At 61.0% G+C, this 23,249-nt stretch carries 16 protein-coding genes and 1 pseudogene; 10 read left to right on the forward strand and 7 right to left on the reverse strand.

The genetic code is table 11. The annotated features are described in order from the left end of the window. Positions 1–5 precede the first annotated feature (5 nt). From HMPREF9237_RS03675 to ettA, 4 genes are all read left to right on the forward strand, one after another. Positions 6–1,421 carry a GTP-binding protein gene (locus tag HMPREF9237_RS03675; RefSeq protein ID WP_155875830.1) on the forward strand — a complete coding sequence of 472 codons (1,416 nt, stop codon included), beginning with the start codon at positions 6–8 and terminating at the stop codon, positions 1,419–1,421. Positions 1,422–1,552: 131 nt separating this feature from the next. After that, positions 1,553–2,170: a single-stranded DNA-binding protein gene (locus HMPREF9237_RS08895; protein WP_016442387.1), complete on the forward strand. Its 618-nt coding sequence runs from the start codon at positions 1,553–1,555 to the stop codon at positions 2,168–2,170. Between the two features lie 129 nt (positions 2,171–2,299). Continuing rightward, positions 2,300–2,503, forward strand: coding sequence for a hypothetical protein (locus HMPREF9237_RS03685; protein WP_016442388.1), 204 nt, complete (start codon positions 2,300–2,302; stop codon positions 2,501–2,503). A 255-nt stretch (positions 2,504–2,758) separates the two neighbouring features. Beyond that, positions 2,759–4,438 carry an energy-dependent translational throttle protein EttA gene (gene ettA, locus HMPREF9237_RS03690; protein ID WP_016442389.1) on the forward strand — a complete coding sequence of 560 codons (1,680 nt, stop codon included), beginning with the start codon at positions 2,759–2,761 and terminating at the stop codon, positions 4,436–4,438. A gap of 226 nt (positions 4,439–4,664) precedes the next feature. Here ettA and HMPREF9237_RS03695 read toward each other — a convergent pair whose 3' ends face one another. The 5 genes and pseudogenes from HMPREF9237_RS03695 to HMPREF9237_RS09850 form a co-directional block, all read right to left on the reverse strand. Further along, on the reverse strand, positions 4,665–5,147 hold the full coding sequence (locus tag HMPREF9237_RS03695) for a hypothetical protein (RefSeq protein ID WP_051106966.1): 483 nt from the start codon (positions 5,145–5,147) through the stop codon (positions 4,665–4,667). A gap of 136 nt (positions 5,148–5,283) precedes the next feature. Next, positions 5,284–5,514 (reverse strand): hypothetical protein, encoded by a 231-nt coding sequence (locus HMPREF9237_RS03700; RefSeq protein ID WP_016442391.1) that lies wholly within the window; start codon positions 5,512–5,514, stop codon positions 5,284–5,286. A 297-nt stretch (positions 5,515–5,811) separates the two neighbouring features. Beyond that, entirely contained in the window at positions 5,812–6,756 is a 945-nt protein-coding gene (locus tag HMPREF9237_RS03705; protein ID WP_016442392.1) for an acyl-CoA thioesterase, read from the reverse strand. A gap of 1 nt (position 6,757) precedes the next feature. Next, on the reverse strand, positions 6,758–9,046 hold the full coding sequence (locus HMPREF9237_RS03710) for a class I SAM-dependent DNA methyltransferase (protein ID WP_196800236.1): 2,289 nt from the start codon (positions 9,044–9,046) through the stop codon (positions 6,758–6,760). 30 nt (positions 9,047–9,076) lie between these two features. Continuing rightward, a pseudogene (locus HMPREF9237_RS09850) lies at positions 9,077–9,391 on the reverse strand (type IIL restriction-modification enzyme MmeI); the annotation flags it as partial. Between the two features lie 774 nt (positions 9,392–10,165). Here HMPREF9237_RS09850 and HMPREF9237_RS03715 point away from each other — a divergent pair. Then, positions 10,166–11,155 carry an LPXTG cell wall anchor domain-containing protein gene (locus HMPREF9237_RS03715; RefSeq protein ID WP_155875832.1) on the forward strand — a complete coding sequence of 330 codons (990 nt, stop codon included), beginning with the start codon at positions 10,166–10,168 and terminating at the stop codon, positions 11,153–11,155. Here the strand turns inward: HMPREF9237_RS03715 and HMPREF9237_RS03720 are convergent. Then, positions 11,152–11,850 (reverse strand): TetR/AcrR family transcriptional regulator, encoded by a 699-nt coding sequence (locus HMPREF9237_RS03720; RefSeq protein WP_016442396.1) that lies wholly within the window; start codon positions 11,848–11,850, stop codon positions 11,152–11,154. The genes HMPREF9237_RS03715 and HMPREF9237_RS03720 overlap by 4 nt on opposite strands. 92 nt (positions 11,851–11,942) lie before the next feature. On the opposite strand from HMPREF9237_RS03720, the gene HMPREF9237_RS03725 reads away from it, so the two are divergent. Further along, positions 11,943–13,256 (forward strand): MFS transporter, encoded by a 1,314-nt coding sequence (locus HMPREF9237_RS03725; RefSeq protein ID WP_016442397.1) that lies wholly within the window; start codon positions 11,943–11,945, stop codon positions 13,254–13,256. Between the two features lie 23 nt (positions 13,257–13,279). Here the strand turns inward: HMPREF9237_RS03725 and HMPREF9237_RS03730 are convergent, their stop codons facing one another. After that, positions 13,280–14,935: a SulP family inorganic anion transporter gene (locus tag HMPREF9237_RS03730; protein ID WP_016442398.1), complete on the reverse strand. Its 1,656-nt coding sequence runs from the start codon at positions 14,933–14,935 to the stop codon at positions 13,280–13,282. A 292-nt stretch (positions 14,936–15,227) separates the two neighbouring features. Between HMPREF9237_RS03730 and HMPREF9237_RS03735 the strand changes: the two genes are divergently transcribed. The 4 genes from HMPREF9237_RS03735 (at position 15,228) to HMPREF9237_RS03750 (ending at position 23,132) form a co-directional block, all read left to right on the forward strand. Next, positions 15,228–16,580, forward strand: a complete 1,353-nt coding sequence (locus HMPREF9237_RS03735; protein ID WP_016442399.1) for an MFS transporter — start codon at positions 15,228–15,230, stop codon at positions 16,578–16,580. Positions 16,581–16,823: 243 nt separating this feature from the next. Continuing rightward, positions 16,824–18,980 carry a 4-alpha-glucanotransferase gene (malQ, locus tag HMPREF9237_RS03740; protein ID WP_016442400.1) on the forward strand — a complete coding sequence of 719 codons (2,157 nt, stop codon included), beginning with the start codon at positions 16,824–16,826 and terminating at the stop codon, positions 18,978–18,980. A 269-nt stretch (positions 18,981–19,249) separates the two neighbouring features. Next, positions 19,250–20,569 carry a sugar porter family MFS transporter gene (locus HMPREF9237_RS03745; protein ID WP_016442401.1) on the forward strand — a complete coding sequence of 440 codons (1,320 nt, stop codon included), beginning with the start codon at positions 19,250–19,252 and terminating at the stop codon, positions 20,567–20,569. 73 nt (positions 20,570–20,642) lie between these two features. Then, a complete protein-coding gene (locus tag HMPREF9237_RS03750; protein ID WP_016442402.1) occupies positions 20,643–23,132 on the forward strand; it encodes a LacI family DNA-binding transcriptional regulator in 2,490 nt (829 codons plus the stop codon). Positions 23,133–23,249 lie beyond the last annotated feature (117 nt).

Here is a 23,249-nt window from a genome sequence, read left to right on the forward strand (position 1 = left end):
AGCTCATGGACACAGCCACCGTGACCGCGCGCTTGGAGCAGCTGCGCGGCGTCGTCGCTCAAGGAAAAGATCTATTCGATCCGTATGTGCTGCAGCGCGCCGAGCGGGAACTGAAGGAAATCTCCGGGCGTCTGGAGGCGGGGCTCGGCCTGACGGTGGCGGCGCTCGCGGGTGGCACCGGTTCGGGTAAGTCCACGCTGTTCAATGCGCTTACCGAGCTCAATTTCGCGGACGCGGGGGACGTGCGGCCCACCACCATGGATATCACGGCCTGCGTCTGGTCCGCGGCGGCCCGCCCCGTGCTCGAGGCGCTCGGCGTGAAACCGGAGCGCACCATTTCCCATAATTCGCTGCTGAGCAGCTCGAAGCGCGAGCTTGATTCCCTGGTGCTCCTTGACCTGCCCGATCACGATTCGGTAAGCCTGGGTAATTCCGCGCTCGTCAACCGCATTTTGCCGCTCGTGGACGTGCTGGTGTGGGTGCTCGACCCGCAAAAATACGCCGACCACCTCATTCACGATTCCTATATCGCGGCGATGCGCGAACGCGCCGACCGCATGATCGTGGTCCTCAACCAGATCGACACCCTCCCGGAGGGCGGCACGGAGGCCATCACCGCGGATATCCGCAAGCTGCTGCGCGCGGACGGCATCGCTGATTCTGTCCCGATTTTCCCGGTTTCGGCGCTGCGGCGGCGCGGGCTGGAGCCGCTGCGCGACGCCCTGGAGAAGGCAGCTGGGATTACCAATGCCGCGCTGGAGACCACCGGTGCGTACCTTGATGAGATCGGGGCGCGCCTGGGGGAGGGCCTCGAGGCCGCGCCGGTGCATCTGGAGGCGGAAAAGGCGGAGGAGATCGCGCGCGGGCTCTCGGTGGCTTCCGGGGTGCCGGCGGTGGCCGAGGCAATTGCCGGGGTGGGCTGGCATGCCCGCGCGGTGGCGCCGCCCGAGCAGCCCGCCGCCACGGTGGTGGACGCGCATCGCGAGGCTTGGCTCGCGCACGCGAGCAGCGGCCTGCCCCAGCTGTGGGCGCGCCGCGTGGATGAGCAGGTGAGCGACGCCGCGTCCCTACGCCGCGCCATTGGTGGGGCTTTGCGCGCCGTTCCGGTGCGCGGTGGCGGGCGCGGGGCCCTGCTCGGTGGTGTGCTCGCCGGGATACTGCTTGCTGCGGCGTGCGTTGGCGCGGGCGTCGCGGCGGTGGCGCCGTGGTGGGGGGCGGTTCTTGGTGCGGTGGTTGCGGTGCTGTGCGGTTTCGCCCTGGGATGGTGGGCACGACGCCGCAGCGCAGCTGCCCGGGCGCGGGCCTACCAGCGCGCGGTGAATAAGGAACTGGGCGCGGTGGTGGAGAAGCATTGCGTTGCTCCGGCGCGGGAGGTGCTCGACCAGTACGCGCGCGTGCGCCAGGTGGTGCGCGGGGAGTAACTGGTGAGCTATTCACAGGCCGCTGAAATGTCATGGTTATCCACAAGCAGGCTCATGCGGATAGCCGGGCGAGCGTGAGCGGGTCATGATGGTGTCCACCGCCCGCCCGTGGCGGTGGAAAGGACAGCATCATGGTTAATGACACCATCGTCGCGGTACGTGGATATGCCGGCGGCAACCCGAAAGTTTATGAGAATGCCACCAGTGGGGATGTCACCACTGTCAATCTTGGGGTGACCCCGCGCTATTTCTCGCGAGAAACTAACCGCTTTGAGGACGGCAATACTATTTGGTACACGGTGCGGGCGCGCGGTACCCTCGGCCGTAATATCCAAACATCGGTGACTACCGGCACTCCGCTGCTGGTGCGCGGGCGGCTCGATATGCGCGAATGGACCGGTAAGGACGGTTCCACCATGCGCGGTCTCACTCTCTTTGCCGATGCCGTGGGAGTCGAGCTCACCACCGGGCGGGCCAGCTTCGTTAAAGTTCGCCCCGATCCAGCTGCGGAAACAAATGGCGGATCGGCTGGCACGGTGAGCTCCGCGGATACAGCGGCCGGGGAAAGCACGCCGGGGGATAGCCGCTGGCTCATCGAGGAATCGGATTCTTCTGAAGCGTCGGGTGAACCGCTCGGGCCAGCGGGAATAGGTGTGCCGCCTCCGGCGATGTCACCTGACGGAATCTCTCCTGACGTGATGTCAGCGGATGAAGCTTTGCGCTCGGATCCGTCAGGTGGCGCATGGTGATGCTGAAAATGCCTCTACTCACCTGTTGTTCTGATAGGTACACTACAAGCATGCCCGGGTTTCATTCCTTGGAACAAACCCCGGACCACTTTACTATTTCCGCGCCTAGTTATTGAGGGGAGGGATGTAATGATGAGTATCAATATTGGTGAAGAAATGCTTGATCGCCTTGAAGAGCTTGCGGGTGACAACGCCGAAGTAGTGGCACACGAGGCCGTTGAAGATGCCCTCGACCTCATTGAGGCGGAGAAGATCTGGGCGGATGTTGAGTCCGGCAAAGAGCGGCTCATACCTTTTGATGAGGTGGTGCGTCATCTTGGGTTGGAAGATTAGTGTCACCTCCGAGGCGGGAAAGAGTCTTGGCCGCCTTGATCCGTCTACCAGACTCGTTAGCGATTCTTTTACCACCACGTAGATATCCGCAGCGTGCCGCGATGGCATACTTATCTACTTGAGAAAATCCCATTCCATCCCGGTTCCAGTCACATCGGGGGGACTTTTCGCGGGCGGCTCGGTACACTGGTCTGGGCCGCTCGCGCAACACCTAGCGCGATGCGCGGCACTGAATCGCGAATCAGGACGGGATAAGTGGCTGAATACATTTACCAGATGATCCACGCTTCCAAGCGTGTGGGGGATAAGACCATCCTTGACGACGTCACCATGGCGTTTTTCCCCGGAGCCAAGATCGGCATGGTCGGTCCGAACGGTGCCGGTAAATCAACAATCTTGAAGATCATGGCCGGGCTGGATGAGCCCTCCAACGGGGAAGCGCGCCTCTCCCCGGGCTACACGGTGGGTATCCTCCTCCAGGAACCTCCCCTCGAAGAGGACAAGACTGTTCTGGAAAACGTGCAGCTGGGCCGTAAGGACATCCTGGAGAAGATCACCCGTTTCAACGCCATCGGTGAAGAAATGGCGAATCCGGATGCGGATTTCGATGCCCTCATGGAAGAAATGGGCAAGCTGCAAACGGAAATTGATGCCGCGAACGCCTGGGATCTGGACTCCCAGCTGGAGCAGGCCATGGCCGCACTGCGCTGCCCTCCGGGGGATACCCCGGTGTCCGTGCTTTCTGGTGGGGAACGCCGCCGCGTGGCCCTGTGCCGCCTGCTGCTGGAAGCCCCGGACCTGCTTCTCCTTGACGAACCAACGAACCATCTGGATGCCGAATCCGTGCTGTGGCTCGAAAAGCACCTGAAGTCCTACGCGGGCGCGGTTATCGCCATCACCCACGACCGCTACTTCCTGGACAATATGGCGCAGTGGATTGCGGAAGTGGACCGCGGCCGCCTCTACCCCTATGAGGGCAACTACTCGACCTACCTGGAAACCAAGAAGGATCGTCTGGAAATCCAGGGCAAGAAGGATGCCAAGCTCGCCAAGCGCCTCAAGGATGAACTTGAGTGGGTGCGTTCCTCGGCGAAGGGCCGCCAGGCCAAGTCGAAGGCACGTCTGGAACGCTACGAAGAAATGGCAGCGGAAGCCGAACGTACCCGCAAGCTCGACTTCGAAGAAATCCAGATTCCGCCGGGGCCGCGGCTGGGCAATGTGGTTATCGAAGCGAAGAACCTCAAGAAGGGCTTCGGGGATCGCGTGCTTATCGATGGGCTGTCCTTCTCGCTGCCGCGTAACGGCATCGTGGGTATTATCGGCCCGAACGGCGTGGGTAAAACCACCCTCTTCAAGACCATCGTCGGCCTCGAACCCCTCGATGGCGGGGAGCTGAAGATCGGGGAAACGGTGAAGATCTCCTACGTGGATCAGAACCGCGCCGGTATCGACCCGGAGAAGAGCCTGTGGGAAGTTGTTTCTGACGGTCTGGATTACATCCAGGTCGGCCAGGTGGAAATGCCTTCGCGCGCCTACGTTTCCGCATTCGGCTTCAAGGGCCCGGATCAGCAGAAGAAGGCCGGGGTGCTTTCCGGTGGCGAACGCAACCGCCTCAACCTCGCCCTCACCCTCAAGCAGGGCGGCAACCTGCTGCTCCTTGACGAACCGACCAACGACCTGGACGTGGAAACCCTGTCCTCCCTGGAAAACGCGCTTTTGCAGTTCCCGGGTTGCGCCGTGGTCATCACCCACGACCGCTGGTTCCTTGACCGCGTGGCTACCCACATCCTCGCCTACGAAGGCACCGATGAGGATCCCTCGAAGTGGTACTGGTTCGAAGGCAACTTCGAAGGCTACGAGAAGAACAAGGTGGAACGCCTGGGTGAAGCCGCACTCAACCCGGGTGCCGGTGCTCATCGTAAGCTGACGCGCTAAAATCTAGCTGCTATTCGGCCCGCTCGCAGATAGCGTGCGACGCAGGCGAGTCCCGCGCCACGCTAATGCGTAGGAGCCTGCTGGATGCAGGCGGGAGCGCGCGGATTAGTTCCGCCGGTTAGCAGCGATAAATATACGGATATGAGGTAGCTGTTCGGTTATTGTGATAGCCGAACAGCTACCTCATTCGCTGTTATGGTCAGGTATCGATTTAAGTGCGGGTGGTTCATGCTTCGAAGGCTTGGAGTGCGATGGTGGGGTTATTGCGTACCGCGGCTCTCAGCTGGTTCTCATCCCATTCCTGGATACCATGCTGGAGTGCTTTGCGTGCTTGCGGCGTGCACGCTGCTCCGAATTCATCAATAACAAAAAGGATGATTTCTTCCAGGCAGGGCCGGAACCTGCGCCCACCCACCGGGAAATGAACATCAGCAATACGCGGAGTGCGAGCATTATTCTTAGTACGCCGGCGTGAGCGGCGAGAATGATTACCACCCAGGAGTAAAGCGTGCGTCCATTCATCGCGGTGGGAATGTACCTGGACATGTGCGCAGGGGATATTTGAGCGTGGTGAGCGAATATAATCCCAGCGCACCAGGGGCTCTTTTCCAACCCTGCCATGAATCACCGAGAACGTGGACTCATTGACAGCTAGTAAACCGGTTTCCTGATTGAGGAAAACTTCGTAATCGAAACGGATAGTGAGCAAATGAGCAACGTGAATATCACCCGACAGTCTTATTGCCGGAAAGGCTGCTTTTGCGACCGATTGCCTCGACAGCGAGAACCCGGGCTCAATCAGCTCTCCGATCCGCTGTAAGTGTGCGGCAAATTCATTAGCACGCTCATCCAATCGTGCGTTCACCACGGTACAACTCCTCGAAGCGATCCAGACCTACCATTTCGAAGTAGGCGTTAGTTTCTTTTGGCCCGAGCTGGTAGTTATCAGCGCGTAGGTCGAATTCTTCGCGGGTCATTCTGACCTCCTGCAAGATCTCTTCCTTGCGCTTGAGAACATCTTCAAGCGATGTGAACGTTAGATCTGGAAACAATTTACGTTCCCTATCAAAACTCATAGTGTCACTCCCTCAATCGCCTAGTGGCGAAGTGGTTACTTCTCCTTTTCCGCCATTCTTGCATGGCACAGAGCCACAAAAAAGAGCTATTTACCGACCTGTGGAAAAGCGCAACGTGAGCCGATTTTGTGGATGATTTCTACGTCGTTGCTTACAGCTAGGGAAGGAGGGAGCTCGTAGTGTTTTCGCTGCGAATATGGCGAAATATCGCGCGTAGCCGGCACCTGCCTCCTGATGTTCTCCCCTCAAGGCGCGAGATTACGACAGGCCATCCTGGAATCAGGTGTATTGCTTTCCTTAGTTGAGGGCCGGTAGCGGCACCCGGACCATGCCTTCTTGGCTCATGGAGGCAATATGGCGCCCGTCCTGGAAGAACTTTGCGTTCACCAGGGCGCGCCCGTTCTGCGCGGAAACGCATTCCATCTCCGCCAAAATCCACTCCGACATATCAAAATTGCGATGCCACCAGATCGCATGATCGAGGGTCGCTACCGAAATCCCGCGGGAAAGCCAGGCCAAGCCGAGGGCCCGCAAGGCCGGTTCCAACATGAACTGATCCGCAGAATAGCCGAGCATCGCCCGCTGGAGGGTACGCGAGGTTCCCTCCGGCATCGGCGAACGCGCCCGCAGCCACAGATGCTGGCGCGGGGACCGCCCCGGATCCGGCCGCAGGTAGATATCACCTTCCACCCGCCGCATATCAATCCCGTTCGTGGACGACATCACCTTCGCGAACACATTATCGAGCGCCCCGAAGAAATCCACCGACGAAGGCAGCCCTTCCGGCCCGGGAACATCCGGCATCGGGGAAGCCAAGGTAGGCCCGGGCTGGCGCAACTGGAACGACACCCGCGCCGTGAAAATCAAACGGTCACCCTGATACGCGGTGACATTCCGGGTAGAGAAGGAGCGCAGGTCGTTGATTTCCTCCACCTGGAACTCGATAGGTTCATCCAGGTGCCCGGCCCGCTGGAAAGCCGCGGTAATGGAATGCGCCAGCCGCTCATCCTCACCGATGCCGAGCGAGCGCTGCACATCATCAGCCGCCGCCATCGTAGCCTGCCCGAGCACCTGCCCGCCGTAGACTTTCCCGGTAATCTGCACCAGGTTTTGGCCGCGATATCGCCCCGTGCCGCAGCGCTCCAGCCGCAGATTATTGAGAATCGACGCCAAGGGCTCGGTGTGCGTTTCCGGTATATCGATGCGGTGCATATCTTCCTCACTCCCGGCGGCGCGCGCCACGCTACTTCCCCTCCGCCGAAACGAGCTGCTGATATTTCTCAAATAGGATGGCCAGCCGCTCCTCATCAGAGGCAAAGGGCTTGTTGCGATAAAGTCTATCGACTGCCTCGTCAATTTTTTCGTGTGCTTCGCGGAGGTTGCGTGGCATGAGGTCCGGATCGTAGAGTTCCGCGAGTGTTTTTTCGCAGTGGTATTCGCGTACATCGAGTACGCGTAGCGCGCGTTTCGTGAGTTCTTCTTTCGACGACGCCGACAACTCTGGCACGGGGAAAGTGTTATAGACCAAGGTATTCGAGTACCGGAAGTCGGTTTTCATCTTCCCGCCAACAGCGCGTAGCCAGGCCATGTGCATCTTCGAGGTCAGCAAGGCGAACAACCACGGCTCAGCATCATAAACAGCAAAGGAAGCATCGGAGATGACAGTGTTCGAATCAAGATATCCGATGGGTACATAGGATCGCCGTTCGGAAGAATGCCGTGGAACGATGATTGAGTCGGTTGGCTTGTAGCTCGTGAATTCAAATTTCCACGGGTACTTAGCGAGATTTTGAGTTGCTGTTTTCCTGCTTGACAACCGGAATTTCGCGACGCGATCAAGATGCTTCTTCACGAAAGCGATGTCGCCGAATTTCGGGACATCTTCTTGCTCGATCCAGAAGCAGAAGCGATCTTTCCCGTTAATGAAGTCATCAGCCCCTACAAACGCTTTGATAACTTGGTCGAGTTCAGGGTTTGTTGTCAAAGCTTCTTCGGTCTCATCAGGGGAGAGGATGAGGTTTCCTCCGTCAGTAGGTTTTGAACCGTTGGTCATTTTCGGCAATGTGGGTGAAAGGACTGTACGCCGGGAAGGGACACAAATATCCGGCCCGTTGATAAGGTAGGCGTTTATATTCTCCACCCTGTTTTGAACGAGGCCGGTGAAGAGGTATTTGGGCTCGGAGGATTCATTACGGAGGCCAATGACGGCCACGGTCACCCCGGCATTATGGGAGGCGTTATTGCTCCACTTGAAAGAGGTGTAGGCGTAGCCGATTTCAATACCGCCCGTGAATACATGGGGGTGGAGGAGGGCGACCTGCTCGCCCTGGGTAATGGAATTCGTGGTCACGAAAGCGAGCTTGGCTTGGGTGCCGCGAATGTAATTCGCGCCCTTAATGAACCACAGGGCAACATAATCAAGCTTCTTCGGGTACTTCGCGCTATCGAAAACATAGGCGAAGTCCTCCTTCTGATCCTTGGTTTGGTACGTACTTCCCACATAGGGTGGATTTCCGATAATGTAAATCTCATCTGTTCCGTTATTGGGGCAGACCTCATTCCAGTCGAGGCGGGTGGCATTCCCGTGCACAATATGCCCGGTTTCCTTGAGAGGGATGAGGGGAATATCCACGCCGAATTTCTCTGCGAATTCCTCATTCATTTGGTGCTTGGCAATCCAGAGCGAGAGGATCGCCATTTCGACCGAGACGTCATCGATTTCGATGCCGTAGAAGTTCTCAATATTGATCACCGAAGAAGCCAAGCCCAGGGTAGCCGCACCCAGCTTTTCTTCCTCACCCATCCCCAGCAGCGACCAGGAGCCCGAGGTGGAGAGGCTATCGATGCGCGCCAGGATTCTATGCTCCAAGTGGCGCAGCGCTTTATAAGCAATAACAAGGAAATTGCCGCTGCCGCACCCGGGATCGAATACCTTAATGCTTTGGATACGAGCCAGCAGATCCCGCAGTTTCTTCACCGAATTGGCGGCGGCATCGTATTGCTTTTCTAGCTCGTCCAGGAAGAGCGGGCGGATGGTTTTGAGAATATTTGGAACCGAGGTGTAGTGCTGGCCCAGGTTGGCGCGCTGCTGCTTATCGACCACACCCTGGAACATAGAACCGAAAATATCCGGGTTGATTTCTGACCAATCCAGAGTGCCGAGCCGCAAGAGGGAGTCCCGGGCCGCCATGGTGAAGTGGGGGACAGCCAAAGAGGCGTCGTCGTCGTTATTAATACGGAAAAGGCGCCCGTTGACGTACGGGAAGTCTTGCAGGTAGACGGGTTTATCCGCGGCGTTCGGGGTGTCGAGGGCGCGGAAGAGGGTGCGTAGGAATTCCGCGGTGTCCGAGCCGTCGCGGGCGGTGAAGGAGCCGATGGCGCTGGTGAACTGGCCGCGCGCGAAAATGCCGGTGTCCTCCGCGAAGAAACAGAAAAGGAGGCGGGTGAAGAAAATATTGAGGCCGTGGCGGGACGCGGCGTCGGTGAGCATATCGGGGCTGGCTTCGAGGAGGTCATCGTAGAGCTTGCTCATGTGTTCGGCGGCGCGGCGGTCCGCTTTGGTATCCGAGGCGAAATCGCGGCGCTCCATATTCGCCCACGGCAGGAAGAACGTGATGTTTTTGTCGATCTGCGCGAGCGGAGTGATGAGGGAATCACCCGTTTTCGTATCGAAGGCGGCGAGGCTGGTGTAATCGGTGGCAATAACGAAACGGGTGTTGTAGCGGATCGCGGTGTCACTGGTTTTGAGGTCGAGGGCCGCGGCGGCGAGGTCGCCGGTGGTTTCGCGGATATACAGCTTGTTTTTCCACGCGATTTCGTGTTCTCGGTCGGCCGCAACGTTGATCGAGCTGGCGGTGGTGGAACGCAGACGGGCGATGGAGGATTATGAGATGCCGTAAGCGCGCAGCAGGTCAAAGAAGAAATCGCGGGTGTAGCTGGGTTGGCCGGCCAGCGCGCGCACGCTTTCCTCGATGGTGGATAGGGTCAGTGCCACGCGCGGCTCCTTTCACGGCGGGCCCGGGCGCGCGGGTGCGGCCGGGTGGTATGGGACTATCTTAGGCGGTGCGTTTCGACGGGGTGGATACATGTGAATTCCCGACGAGAGCAGTTGGTGATAACAGTTCACCCAAGCTGCGGGGAGACCCAGATGTTCCGGTTCGGCCTATAGACCGTAACTCCCAGATAAAAAACGTCTCCCCTGGGACACTTCAGTGAGAGGTGCGGGGAGTCCTGTCGTAAGAGAGAATACCTACGCATTTGAGTCGAATCAATAGAGCCTGGATTCTAAACGGAATTATATCCGTATGACCAATAGTGCACGGAGTTCTCGGATGGTCTGGGGAGACACCAATGCCAGACATCGGAACGAGCACTACTAGGGTATTTTTTATGGTCAGCTTGTTCAGTTTTTCACCGGCGGGTGCCGCTGGCTAGGAGTGTGACGCGGCAGCCGGCAGTACAGAGGCAAGCAGTCGGGCATTCACCCGAAGTTTTCTGGTACTGCCCGCGCGCTACCAATAAGTTCATACGTGTAGATATTTAGAAACGTATTGCGAATTCCTTTCTCAATAGTGTAGAAAAAGAGCGTGATCCTCGGGATTGCCTCCCTTGCGGGGGGGGGGTGATTCTTGGGCTAGTCTCCCCGATCGCCATGAAGAAGATCTTGCAACGAATAGTCACCACGCTCGTTGTGGCTGGTGGGATGTGTGGTTTCGGAGCCGCTGCGCACGCGATAGGCTCAGAGTTCGCAGTGGACCCCGGCAGCGGTCACATCGAGAAGTCCTCGAAGATTTCCATTAGTTCGCAATGCGTGGCGGGCAAACCGCAGATATCGGTGACAGAAAGGGAAGTCAAATATCGCGTTCATTTCTCCGGCAAGGTTCGCCTCACGGGCGAAATGGGACCGCCTCACTTTACGGCACCGTTCGTGAAGCTGCGAGTCAATGACAGTTTTAATTGCATATGGACGCCGGCCGATTCGGGGAGGAAATATACAACCGTTAAGGATGTGGAGGGGAATCCGAAGATCGTGCTTGGCTTGAGTTACCACTTTGACTGCAGGGGTCAGGCGGGCATTAATCGCGGTTCGGATTCGGAGGAACCTCCTGTAAAAGTCGAGGTTTTTGGTAGGGAAACTGCAATCGGTCATTGGCGCTCGATCGCTACGTACACTCCGCACTTAACGAGCCTGGTTCCGATGTATCAAGTCACTTTGGAGGACCGGCCGCTTCTTGAGCGTCCGGTGGCAGCGGGAGATGTGAATATGACGCTTCCTGCTCCTGATGCTAGAGCGGGGCAGAACGTCAAAGTTATCGCAATAGGGCCCGACGGTAGTGACGTTGCTGCACAGCTCACGCTGGAGCAGAAAGATCTGTGCCCGTCTGAAGATGGCATCGATCCGACGCCTTCTCCGACGCCCTCAATGGCAGAAACTCCTCCATCTCCTACACCGGAGCCGAGCCAAACACCTCCACCCACTCCGACAACTGCGGTCACCCCAATGCCGCACGCAAGCGGAACGCCGGCTCAAGCTTTGCCGGCAACCGGGGCCGCTCACAGTTCCCATGCCGCCTTCCTCGCGGCCCTTCTTGTGGTTCTTGGCGTGGGCGGAGTATTAGGAGCCCGGCGCCGCTGGTATTAGTTGCAGCTTTCGCGGGGGAGGAGCGTTTGTTCCAGGCCCACCAGGAGGGCTTGCACCATGATGGTGAAGTATTCCTGGCTCATCTGGTTTTCGTTCTGCGGATCCGTGAGAGGCAGCAGGTAGTTGGTGAGCATATCGGCGAGCGCGGTGGAGGTGGCGGCCAGCGGCTGGGCCTGGGCGACCATGCCGACGAGGTCGTGGCGCTGCTCGCGGCGAGTGGGGCTGCGCAAATTACGCGCCGTGATCGCCCACAGAATCGTATTGATAATCATGGTGTAGGCCTGCGGGGCGTGATGGTGGAAACCGGCCTCGTGCAATTTTTCGAACGACGCTTCAAGGAGGGGGAGCATCTCCGCACTGAAATTGCCGTGCATCATCCGCTCCGTCACCCCCGGATGTTCAAGCAGAACCGGGCGGGCGTTCTGCGCCAGCGCCATGAACCATTCTTTCCACTCCAGGCTTACTTCGGGCAGGGCGATGGAGCCGATGAGATGCGCGATCACGGCATCGACGATGGCATCCCTGTTAGCGAAGTAGTGGTAAATCACCGAGGGAGAGACTTTGAGTTCGAGTGCTAAATCGCGAATCGACCAATTTTCGATGCCGCGGTCACGGGAGAGGCCCTGGGCGGCGTGGCGAATCTTATCCTGGGTCAGACCGACGCGCCGGCCGGTGTTCACGGATTTAGCGTGCATACGCCCAGCATATCGCCACCCTGCATTGACATTACTAGAACAGTGTTCTAGTGTGTGTGCCGTTCACCCATTACTTCTCACAAGGAAGCGCTATGACCGACGCGAATACTCACCCGCAACCGGCAGCGGAACCGGAATTGGAGCCGGTATCGGAAAGCGGATCGGAAGCCGCATCGAAACCCGAAACGGAAGCCGCGCCTGAACCTGGTTCGAAGAAAGGCCAGATACCGGGCCTGCTCCCACTATTTTTGACGGTGTTGCTGGCCTATATGGGCCAGATGATTCTCAACCCGATTATTGCTCCGCTCTCGCGTGAAATTGGCCTGCAAGAATGGCATATCGGGGCGACGATCTCCCTGGCTGCCATCGTGCTTTCACTCAGCTCAACCACGTGGGGGAGAGTCTCCCTGCGGCGGGGCACCCGCCCCATTCTGGTGACCGGCATGCTGGGCGCGGCCACCGCGCTCGCGGCCTTCGCGGTGGTGGCCTGGTTCGGACTCCAAGGCGCGCTGGTTGGGAGCGCCCTGGTGATCGGGGTGGTGTTCACCCGCGGCCTGCTGTACGGCGGATCCATCGCCGCGATCACGCCCGCTGCACAGACCTACATCATCACCCACACCTACAGTGAGGGGCAGCGAGTCAAAGGCGTGGGCATGCTGGGCGCCGCACAAGGCTTCGCGACCATCCTCGGCGCACTGGTGGGCGGGAGCCTGGCGGCCCTCGGCGGATTTATGCTGCCACTGGTAGTTATGCCGCTCATGATCCTGGCCGGGGTTGTGGTGCTGCTGGTGACCTTCAAACCCACCCGGGGCGAAAAACGGGTGGAAAAGCCCGCCAAAGTCAGCTATTTCGACCCGCGGGCATTCGCTTTCCTGGCCTGCGGCTTCCTCATGTTCACCGTATTTTCCACCCTGACCACCGTGTTCGGCTTCCTGCTCCAAGACGCACTGGGACTGGAAGCGGCGGCCACCGCCGGGTTCACGGCCTTGTGCATGTCCATTATGGGAGTGGTCATGATTATCGCCCAGGCCGCGCTGGCGCCCCGGCTCGGCTGGAACGCGGTGCAGCTCTTCCGCCGCGGCCTGGTGATCTTCTTCGTAGCGATAGCCCTGCTGCTTCATCCGACCCACCTGTGGATTTTCGTGCTGGCCTGCGTTTTAGCGGGGCTCGGCTCCGGCTTAGCGATGCCGGGCTATAACACCGCGCCCACCCTGAAGATGGAGCCGCATGAGCAAGGCGGCATGGCCGGACTCATCAACGCCAATAACGGCATGGCCTATGTGCTGGCCCCCGTTGCTTCCACGGCGCTCTATGGCATCGCGCCGTGGCTACCGATTGCGGTGTGCGTGGTGCTGCTGGCATTGGGCATTCTCATGAGTGCGGTGCATCCCTCGTTTAGGCAGTAGCGGGGGAGGCGGCGGCGTCGTACTTATTCTTCCACCGCGCGGAAACGGCCGGTAGCGGTGGAACTGCCATTCGCGGTCACGATATGGCGGGCCTGCGCCATTGCGCTGTCCATATCCGCGAAAAGATAGTCATCGATGCTGAGTTGGCCCAGTTCCATGCGCTGGGCCATCTCCTGCACCTGCTTGGGGAGGCCCTTGACCAGTACGGTATTGCCGGCATCGACCAGGCGGTCCACCACCTGCGCCAGGGCTCGCACCCCGGTGGCATCCACGATTCCGACGCGGGAGAGACGCAAAATCACCACATCCACGCCCGCCAGGCGCGGGATTTCGCGCTCGATCCGGTCACCCACACCGAAAAACATGGTGCCATCCACCCGCAAAATAGCAATTTTCGGATCGGAAGGAAGATCCTCACGGAAAATACCCGAACGGTTCGCCATGCGCCGCAACACCAGAATCCCGGAAATAATAATTCCCACGGTGATCGCCCAAATAATATCCAGACCCACCGTAATAATCGCCGTAATCACGAAAACGGAAGCGTCCGAGCGATTGGAACGCATGACCTGGCGCACCGTATCCGGATTAATCATGCGGTAGCAGGTCACCACCAGCACACCGGCAAGAACCGAGAGCGGAATGACTGAGACCGCGGCGCTCGCCAGATAGACCACCGCGATAAGAACCAGGGAATGAATAATCGCGGCCAGGCGCGAGCGCCCACCAGAACGCACATTCACGGCGGTGCGAACAATGGCGCCGGTGGCGGGCATACCGCCGAAAAGCCCGCAGCCCACCGAAGCCAGGCCCTGGCCCACCAGTTCCCGATCCGGAGAATAGCTACCGCCGCGCACCATCCCCGCCGCGATCCGGGCCGAGATCAGCGACTCAATACCCGCCAGGGCCGCAACCGCGAGCGCGCCCGGCGCCAGCGCGCTGAGCAGGGCAACGGAGATTTCGGGGACGACCGGGGCGGGGAGAGCGGAGGGAATGGTGCCGATGGTGGGCACCGTGAGGCCGGCGGCCCAGGCGATAATGCTCACCACCAGCACCGCGATGAGGGAACCGGGGAGCTTCTTCGAGATCTTCGTGCACACCGCGATAATGATGATGGCGGTCAGGCAGAGCAGCCCCGTGGTGAGCGCCGTTGCGGGAGCTATGCGGGTGAGGGCTTCGAAGGCGGCCGGGAGGGTGCTTAGCCCGGCGCGTGCCTCCACGCCGATAATATTCGGGACCTGCTGGAAGAAAAGAATGGCGGCAATGCCCACCGTGAAACCTTCGATAACCGGCCAGGGGATGAGGGAGACGGCGCGCCCCAAACCCAGCACTCCGGCCAGCAGAATCATGAGCCCCGCCATGAGGCACAGGAGCGGCACTACTCGCGCACCGTGCGTGGTGACGATGGGCGCCAGGATAACGGCCATGGCGCCGGTGGGCCCGGAGATCTGGTAATTAGAGCCGCCGAAGATTGCCGCGATGATTCCCGCCACGATCGCGGTAATGAGGCCGGCTTCCGCGCTCAGGCCGCTGGAAATAGCGAAAGCGAGGGCGAGGGGGAGGGCTACGATTCCCACCGTGACGCCCGCGGCAATATCCTGGCGCCAATATTTTTTGGTGGCACGCAGGTCATCGGCGCAGGGCAGCAGGGAACGCAGATGCGTGATAAAAGTGGGCACAAAAACCTTTCACAATCTCAGCATCTGAACAGGCCGTATCGCGCATACGTGGAGAGAGTGGCGCGCAAATAGTGCTGTTTCGCACCGATCGCGCTGTTTTATAGCGGTGGGCGTCAAGATGCGTGCTTGGTCGAACGAAGCCACCATAGCATATATGTCCATATTTTGAGACGGCGGTGTGCGGTCGCGCGCGGGGCGTCTTTTTGGTGGCGTTTTGAGACAGGACCTTAGGGTGAGATCTTGTGACGGCTCGGGTATTTTTTAGGACTTTCGACCCCGCTACAGTAAAACCATGAAAAAACGTAGCGCCGGGCTGGTTATTGCTATTGCCGTCATTATCCTCGAACTTATCGGGGGAATGCAGACCTACCTCAACCAGCTGATTTTGCCGATCCTGGCGAAGGACCTGCACGCGCAAAACCTCTACGGCGTGATTATGGGAGTATCCGCGATCGCTTCCATGGCGGGGCTGCCCATCGGCGCGGCGCTAATGAACCGGGTGCGGCTACCGCGCCTCCTCATGGGTGCCACCGTATTTCTAGTGCTGGGTGCCTGCACCAGCGCCGCGGCGCCCCATATCTCGATATATCTTCTCGGGGCGGTGATCCGAGGCCTGGCCGGCTCCACCCTGGCGATGACCTCCATCGGTGCGGTGGCACTCGGCCTTTCCGGGCGCGCCCGGCGCCTCACCCTAGCTTTTTCCTCCGCGAGCTGGGTGGTTTCCTCCGTGGTGGGCCCGGCTTACGCGGCGTGGGTGACGCATCTGCTGTCCTGGCGCTGGGCCATGCTTCTCTACCTCCCGCTCCTTCTGGTAGTCCGTTTCGTTATCGCCCTCAATCTTCAAACCGCAGGGGAACGCAAAGAATCGCCTTTCTCCTACACGGCACTTTTCCTCATCGTGGCGGGGGTGGGAATAACGATTATCCCCGCGGCGGGTGCGCTCAAGATCGTGCTCATGGGCACCGGGGTGGCGGTACTGGGCCGCGTGGCGGTGCTCCTTATGCCGCAGGGCACCTTCACCCAAAAAACACCCCGCCGCGCCGCACTGGTGGGAATGCTCTTCCTGACCGGCGGCTATTTTGCGGGAAATGAACTGGTCTCCCTCACCGCGCACGACCTCTACCAGGCAGGCCCGGATGCCCTGGGCGTCATTATTATGGGCGGTGGCCTCGGATGGGCCGTTGTGGGCGTGGTCTGCGGTATTAAACCGGCCACCACCCGGCGCGGATATCAGCTCCGTGTTATTTTCGGCCTCGGTTTCATCGCGCTCGCGGCGCTCTTCTTCGCGGCATGGATTATCTCCGGGTGGCGCCCGGCATCAGCTACGCCTGTCTTCTGCATCGCGTGGACCCTTGCCGGGATAGGCATAGGCATCGCGTACCTGGACACTCTCAATATTTTCTTCGACGACCCGGATGAACCCGACGGCATCACCATTGAAACTATGGCAAGTTCTGCTGTGATCGTGGAATCCCTGGCATCCACAATGTTTATTCCGCTCACCACCTCCATCGTGGCCTTGGCTTTCACATCGGGAGATGGCATTTCTGCGCTGCCCTACGGAATAACGTGGCTGCTTATCGCGGTGAGCATTTTTGTCTCTTTCGGTTACCTCCGGCACACGCATCCCGCGCATACCGCGTAGCCCACGCGAAGGGCATATCTAGCCACGGAGTGAATTTCCGCAGCTGTGGGGTGGTAACGGTGCTCGGCCCGGTGCCAACGGCGCGTGGCGGGGCAGCCCCCTCCAGCTGCGCCGTCGTCGTCGTACCATTTCCGCCACGGCGCCGGATTCCACGCAAAGGCAGCGGAGCAGATATTCTAGTAACCGGGCTTGCCACCGGAGGCGAGCAACCGGGGATACACGGGGAGAAACAAGGAGGGAACCATGGCGGGTTCACCACCGCAGGATATGCTCAACCGCATCGCTGATGCATACGGAGTGGCAACGCATTATTGGAGTTTCGCGGGCGAATACGTGACGGTTGACGCCGATACGCTCGTCGCGGTGCTCGCGGCCATGGGAATTGACACCTCCACTCCGGAAGCGGCGCAGGCGGCGCTGGAGACGGTGGATAGCCGCGAATGGCGCCACGTGCTGCCCGCCACCACGGTGGTGCGCGAAGGTAATGAGCAGATTATCCGCGTGCACGTGCCCCACGGCGCGGCCGTGGCCCTTACTTACGAACTAGAAGACGGCGGGGAACTCCGCGCCGTGCAGGCCGAAGATTTTGAACTGCCGCGCCTCATCGACGGTGCCATGATCGGCCGCGCCGCCTTTATTATCCCGGGCAATCTACCGCTGGGCTACCATACGGTGCGCGCCAAGGTCACCCCGCCGGCAGTGGGGGAGGAGGCCGCCACCTGGCATAGCGGGGCGCTTATCGTGGTGCCGGCGCGCCTGCCCGCCCCGGCAGAAAAAGGCGTGGCCGGCTGGGGCGTGATGAGCCAGCTCTACTCGGTGCGCTCGCGCGACTCCTGGGGGACGGGGGACACCGCGGATCTGGCCGAACTCGGCTCGCTTTTCGGCGGGCTGGGGGCGCAATTCGTGCTCATTAACCCGCTGCATGCCGCTGAACCGTGCGGGCAGCTCACGAATTCGCCGTATTTGCCGACGTCGCGCCGCTTCTTCAACCCTCTCTACATTCGCCCGGAAGACATCCGCGAAGTCGCCTATATGGACTCTGGCAAGCGCTCCATGGTCACGTGGGCGGGGCAGGCCCCCAAGGAATCCTCGCTGCACAATACCCTGCTGGACCGCAGCGCCTGCTGGGAAGCTAAACGCAGCGCCCTCGAAGTGATCTACCGCGAACCGCGCAGTCACGCCCGCCAGGCCGATTTCGATGCGTTCCGCGCCGCCGAAGGGCAGGGCCTGGAAGATTTCGCGTTCTGGTGCGCGATGTACGAGCGCTACGGCAAGCATTTCCCCGCCGCATGCGAACGGCCCGATACTCTCGCCTCGCGCCGCGAACGCGCTGAGCTAAGCGAACGCATTGATTTCTACTGCTGGTGCCAGTGGGTCATGGATCAGCAGCTGGAAGCCGCCCAGAAGGTGGCCCGCGATGCCGGTATGGGCATCGGCGTGGTGCACGATCTCGCGGTGGGGGTGCAGGCCTGCGGGGCGGATGCCTGGGCCAATCCGGATGCCTTCGCCAGCGGAGTGAGCGTGGGCTCCCCGCCGGATATGTACAACCAGCTCGGCCAAGACTGGTCCCCGCCGCCTTTCAACCCGGTGGAGCTGGACCGCCAGCACTACGCACCGGTGCGCGATATGGCCCGCACCGTCATGCGCCACGCCGGCGCGCTGCGCATCGACCACGTCATGGGATTCTTCCGGCTGTGGTGGATCCCGGCGGGCAATAAGCCGGTGGACGGCACCTACGTCTATTACAACCACGAAGCCCTCATCGGCGTGCTCATGCTGGAAGCGGTGCGCTCGGGCACCTTCCTCATCGGGGAAGACCTGGGCAACGTGGAACCCTGGGTGCGTGATTTCCTCACCGAACGCGGGATTTTCGGCACCTCCGTCATGCTCTTCGAAAAAGAAGGGGAAGCTTTCCGGGCCCCCGAACACTACCGCAGCGCTTCCCTGGTCACGGTGGATACCCACGACCTGCCCCCGCTGGCCGGCTACCTGGCCGGCGAACATGTGGACCTGCGCGCCTCCTTGAATATCTTGGTGGAGCCGGTGGAGCAGGTGCGCGAAGAAGCCCGCCGCGAGCGTAGCGTGCTTATTGATACCCTGTGCGGCTGCGGTTTGTTGGAGAGCCACGATCCCACCGAACGTGAGCTCATCGAGGCGATGCACTGCTATATTGCCCGCACTCCTGCCCAGCTCCAGGCCATTGCCCTGGTGGACGCGGTGGGTGAGCGACGCACCCAAAACCAGCCCGGTACCGATACCGAGTACCCGAATTGGAAGATCCCGCTGGCCGACGGCACCGAATCCGTGGTCCTCACTGAGGATCTGGGTGAGCACCCCCGGCTGCGCTCCCTTATCGCCGCATACACGGCGGAATACGAGCGCTGCCATCCGCACGGCTAAGGTGGCTTGCGGGAACAAGCGGCTTCGCGGCTGTTTTTAAAGGTACGACGACGCAGGTAGGCCTGTCTCCTAAAATTTGCGCAAATTTTAGGAGACAGGCCTACCTGTTGCCCAGCGCTTCTTCTTAGAGTGAATGCACCGGCCGGTCTGCCCCTTTCCTGAACTGGAAACGGGGCGCGGGGCAAGGAGTACGGCGCGCAACGGAAGCGCACCGTTCCCGCCATCGCAGCGCCAGCCACGATCAGCATTCTCAACGGTGAGGAGAGAACATGAAAAAACATCTCGTACCATTTTCGGCCACCGCCGCGTCACTCGGTGGCTTCCTCTTCGGTTTCGATACCGCGGTGATTTCCGGAACCACGGCAGCCCTCCAAGATAAATGGGATTTGAGCGCCGGGCAGTTGGGCTTCACAGTTTCCTGCGCCCTTATCGGCACCATTATCGGGGCGCTTTTCGGTGGCATCCCGGCCGATAAATGGGGCCGGCGCCCCGTCCTCAAGGGTGTGGCGGCCCTCTACCTCATCACCTCTGTATGCGTGGCGGTGGCCAATAGCTGGGTATTCTTCCTCATCTTCCGCATGCTCGGCGGAATCGCGGTGGGGGCATCCTCGGTGATCGCCCCGCTGTATACAGCGGAGATTTCCCCGGCGGCACGGCGCGGAAAACTGGTGGCCACGGTGCAGCTTAATATCGTGATCGGCATCGTGGTGTCCTACTTCTCCAATTACATCATCGTCAAGATGATGCCGGTGGAACTGGGCTGGCGCTGGATGCTCGGTATTCAGGCGGTACCCTCCCTTATCTTCCTCGCGGTGTGCTACTTCATCCCGGAAAGCCCGCGCTGGCTCTACACCCGCGGGCGCGACTCCGAATCACTGCGCGTCATGGAAGACCTGTGGGGTAAGAACGAAGCCGCCCAGGTGATGGAAAATATGCACAATGCTGCCCCGCACGCCGCGGCAACCGAGCCTTTCTTCTCCAAGCGCACCGCCCGCCCCATCACCATGGCGATCCTCATCGCCTTCTTCTCCCAGTTCGCGGGTACCAACGCGGTGCTCTACTACGCACCGTCCTTGCTCCAGTCGGCCGGCATCGCCGGCGACGCCGCCTTCGCTTCCTCCATCCTGGTGGGGCTCACCAACCTAGCCTTCACCCTGCTGGGGCGTTCCCTCGTGGATAAAGTGGGGCGCCGCCCACTGGTGACCCTGGGCGCGGGCATTGACCTGGTGGCGCTGCTGGCCATCGCCGGAATCTTCTACTTCAACGGCTCGGAACTGTCCACCACCACCGGCATTATCGTGCTGGTGCTCATCATCGTGTTCATCGCCGCGCTCGCGGTCGGTATTGGTTCGGTACTGTGGGTTTTCATCTCGGAGATCTTCCCGCCGGCCCACCGTGCGAACGGGCAGGCCGTTGGTTCAGCCGCTCACTGGGTTTCCGCCGCGATCATTTCCGGCACCTTCCCGGTGATGTTCCAAGCCTCGATGACCTTCACCTTCCTCTTCTACGCTGCGTGCATGCTCGGCGCGGTCATCTGGTCACGGACTATGATGCCGGAGACGAAGGGAACTCTTCTCGAAGACGTATAGCCCGGGCGGCGCCCCTGGCGCGGCCCGCGCAGCGGGCCGCCGGCGTCGTCGTAAAAGAAAGTAAGGAGGAACAATGGCGGGCGTAGGGATGAAAGACGTGGCGAGCCGCGCCGGGGTGTCAATCACCACGGTGTCCCACGTGCTCAACGGGACCCGGAGGGTGGCCGAATCCACCCGGATGCGGGTGCTCGAGGCGGCAGCGGAGCTGGGCTATTCGAGTCCGCGTACCGTCCGCTCCCTGCGCGCCGGTGCCTCGCCCGGAATCGCCATTGTGGGAACCCTGCTGGGCAACGCCGGGGGCACGGCCGTGGCCCTGGAAATGGCCCGCCAGGCCACCGACGCCGGCCTGGTGCCCTTCCTGCTGGATACCGGGGCGAATGTGCATACCGAAGAAGCGGCGCTCAGCGCCCTCATCGCGCACCGTCTGGACGCGGTTATTATCAGCCCCGTGCCCGGATGGCGCCGGCATTCACTGCCCCGGCTGCGCCGCCACGCCATCCCGTTCGCGGTGGTCAACGGGAATGACCCCGCCGTGGTGGCTCCGCAGGTAAGCACGGACTACCAGCAGGGGATCCGCGATATCACCGCACACCTCCTCGACCACGGGGTGCGCTACCCGGTGCTCTTCTACCCGGACCGGCGCATCGCCAACGGCTCGCAGCATATGCGCGGCTTCGAGGAAGCCCTGGTGGAACGGGGCCACCGGGTGACCCGCCACCAGCTGGTGGGCGCCCATTCCTCCCCGCGAGCGGTGCGCCGTCAGATCGCCCAGGTGCTCGACTCCTGCGCCCATATTGACGCCCTGGTACTGGGCAGCTCCGCTATGTGCGTGCCCGCCATGGCTGAGATACGGCGCCGCGGGCTGCTGCCCGGCCGCGATATCCGCCTGGCCGTTTTCGATGACTCGCATTTGCCTGAAGCCCAATCATTCCTGCGCGCCGTTGACCCGGTAGAAGAGGTTGCCGAGCGCGCCATTACCGAAATAACCCGCCTGCTCGGTGATTCGGATGCCGCCGCGGAGCGCCACCGTACCCGACTGGTGCCCTGCACCGTCATCACCGGGCCGAGCTGCGGCTGCCCCACGGCGCCGCAGGAAAGCTCAACGGCGGGAACCGACCAACATCGGCTCTACGCCGCAGCCCACGGGCGCCGTCACGCCGGCTGGGTACCCGATCGTGCCCTCCTCAACGATGAGGGACACAGTCGCTCCCCGCTGGCCGCCACGCCGCCCCCAACCCCCTCAACAAAGGAGGCAATCATGACACAACTCGATCACTTCCCCGATCGTTTCTTCCCCGCCCTGCACGTACGCCCGAACTTCGGGTGGGTCAACGACCCCAACGGTATCCACAAGGTGGGCGATACCTGGCATATGTTCTACCAGTACAACCCCAAGGCGCCCTGGCACGACCACATCCATTGGGGGCATGCCACCTCCACCGACCTCGTCAATTGGACGGCGCAGCCCATCGCCCTCAAGCCGCGCCCCGGCCAGCCCGATTCGGCCGGCTGCTGGTCCGGCGTGGGCACCGTGCACGAGGGCGTCTCCTCGCTGCTCTACACTGCCGTCACCCGCGGGGATGGTCCCTCCGTGACGGTCCTAGCCGAGGAAAACGCTGACCGGAGCGGCTGGGAGCCCACCGCCGTCGTCGCCACCATGCCGCCCATCGAAAACGTACGCGCCATGCGCGACCCCTTCATTTTCCAGGTGGAGGGCACAACCTACGCCATCCACGGTGGCGGCTTTGAGGACGGCACCCCCGTGATCTTCCTCTACGAATGCTCCGATTGGCGCAACTGGCGCTACCTGGACACCCTCCTGGTGGGCGACGACCCGCTTGCCTCCATCTACGCACCGGCCTCTATCTGGGAATGCCCCCAGCTCATCCAGGTGGGAGACGCGTGGGTACTTATCGTTTCCCAGTGGGTGGAAGCGGAAACGCTCATGGACCACCTCACCGGGGTGGCCTACCTGGTGGGTGATCTGGATATGAGTGCCGGATACCCGCGCTTCGTGCCCCGTGCCGGCGGTGAATTCGATGCCGGGCCGGACTTCTACGCGCCGCAGTGCGTGGTGGACGGGGACCGCGTGCTCGCTTGGGGTTGGACCTGGGAAGGCTCGGACCGTACCGATGCCGATATCGACGCGTCGGGCTATAACGGTGCGCTGACCTACCCGCGCCAGGTGCGTATTTCCGACGGTCGCGTGTGGACCCAGCCGGCTCCCGAAATCTTCGCGCTGCGCGAGGGGGAGGGTGAGGTCGTGACCGAACTGCCTGAGCTGCGCTCCTTCTCCCTGGATCTGGCGGGCAGCGGCACCATCTCGCTGCGCGATTCGGAAACTAATGAAGTGCTCTTCACCGCGGCTGTGCACGCGCCGGCCTCGCTATGGATGGATGGTTCCCTGGTGGAACTCTTCCAGGAGAACACCGCATCCTTCACCCAGCGCATTTACCCGCGCGGGCAGGTGCGGATGGAGGTGAGCGGCGATCTCCAGGTCACCTGCTACCCCCTCTCCGCTTTTGACAACGACGGCGCCCGGCTCCCGCGCGCCTTGCGTTAAGGGACGGTGCGGCACCGTGTAAAGCACCAGCACACAATAAGCGAAGCGGCGGATATCTGTGGGTATCCGCCGCTTCGGCTTGTATTCGAGGTATCGCGCTTTCCCGCTAGATACCGG

The sequence above is a fragment of the Actinotignum schaalii FB123-CNA-2 genome, assembly GCF_000411135.1.
Classification (GTDB): domain Bacteria; phylum Actinomycetota; class Actinomycetes; order Actinomycetales; family Actinomycetaceae; genus Actinotignum; species Actinotignum schaalii_A.

What these genes read in the sequence shown, in the direction of transcription:
- HMPREF9237_RS03675 (WP_155875830.1), top strand. Translation starts at nt 6, where the DNA reads ATGGACACAGCCACCGTGACCGCGCGCTTGGAGCAGCTGCGCGGCGTC.
- HMPREF9237_RS08895 (WP_016442387.1), top strand. Translation starts at nt 1,553, where the DNA reads ATGGTTAATGACACCATCGTCGCGGTACGTGGATATGCCGGCGGCAAC.
- HMPREF9237_RS03685 (WP_016442388.1), top strand. Translation starts at nt 2,300, where the DNA reads ATGATGAGTATCAATATTGGTGAAGAAATGCTTGATCGCCTTGAAGAG.
- HMPREF9237_RS03700 (WP_016442391.1), bottom strand. Translation starts at nt 5,514, where the DNA reads ATGAGTTTTGATAGGGAACGTAAATTGTTTCCAGATCTAACGTTCACA.
- HMPREF9237_RS03710 (WP_196800236.1), bottom strand. Translation starts at nt 9,046, where the DNA reads ATGAGCAAGCTCTACGATGACCTCCTCGAAGCCAGCCCCGATATGCTC.
- HMPREF9237_RS03715 (WP_155875832.1), top strand. Translation starts at nt 10,166, where the DNA reads ATGAAGAAGATCTTGCAACGAATAGTCACCACGCTCGTTGTGGCTGGT.
- HMPREF9237_RS03720 (WP_016442396.1), bottom strand. Translation starts at nt 11,850, where the DNA reads ATGCACGCTAAATCCGTGAACACCGGCCGGCGCGTCGGTCTGACCCAG.
- HMPREF9237_RS03725 (WP_016442397.1), top strand. Translation starts at nt 11,943, where the DNA reads ATGACCGACGCGAATACTCACCCGCAACCGGCAGCGGAACCGGAATTG.
- HMPREF9237_RS03735 (WP_016442399.1), top strand. Translation starts at nt 15,228, where the DNA reads ATGAAAAAACGTAGCGCCGGGCTGGTTATTGCTATTGCCGTCATTATC.
- malQ (WP_016442400.1), top strand. Translation starts at nt 16,824, where the DNA reads ATGGCGGGTTCACCACCGCAGGATATGCTCAACCGCATCGCTGATGCA.
- HMPREF9237_RS03745 (WP_016442401.1), top strand. Translation starts at nt 19,250, where the DNA reads ATGAAAAAACATCTCGTACCATTTTCGGCCACCGCCGCGTCACTCGGT.
- HMPREF9237_RS03750 (WP_016442402.1), top strand. Translation starts at nt 20,643, where the DNA reads ATGGCGGGCGTAGGGATGAAAGACGTGGCGAGCCGCGCCGGGGTGTCA.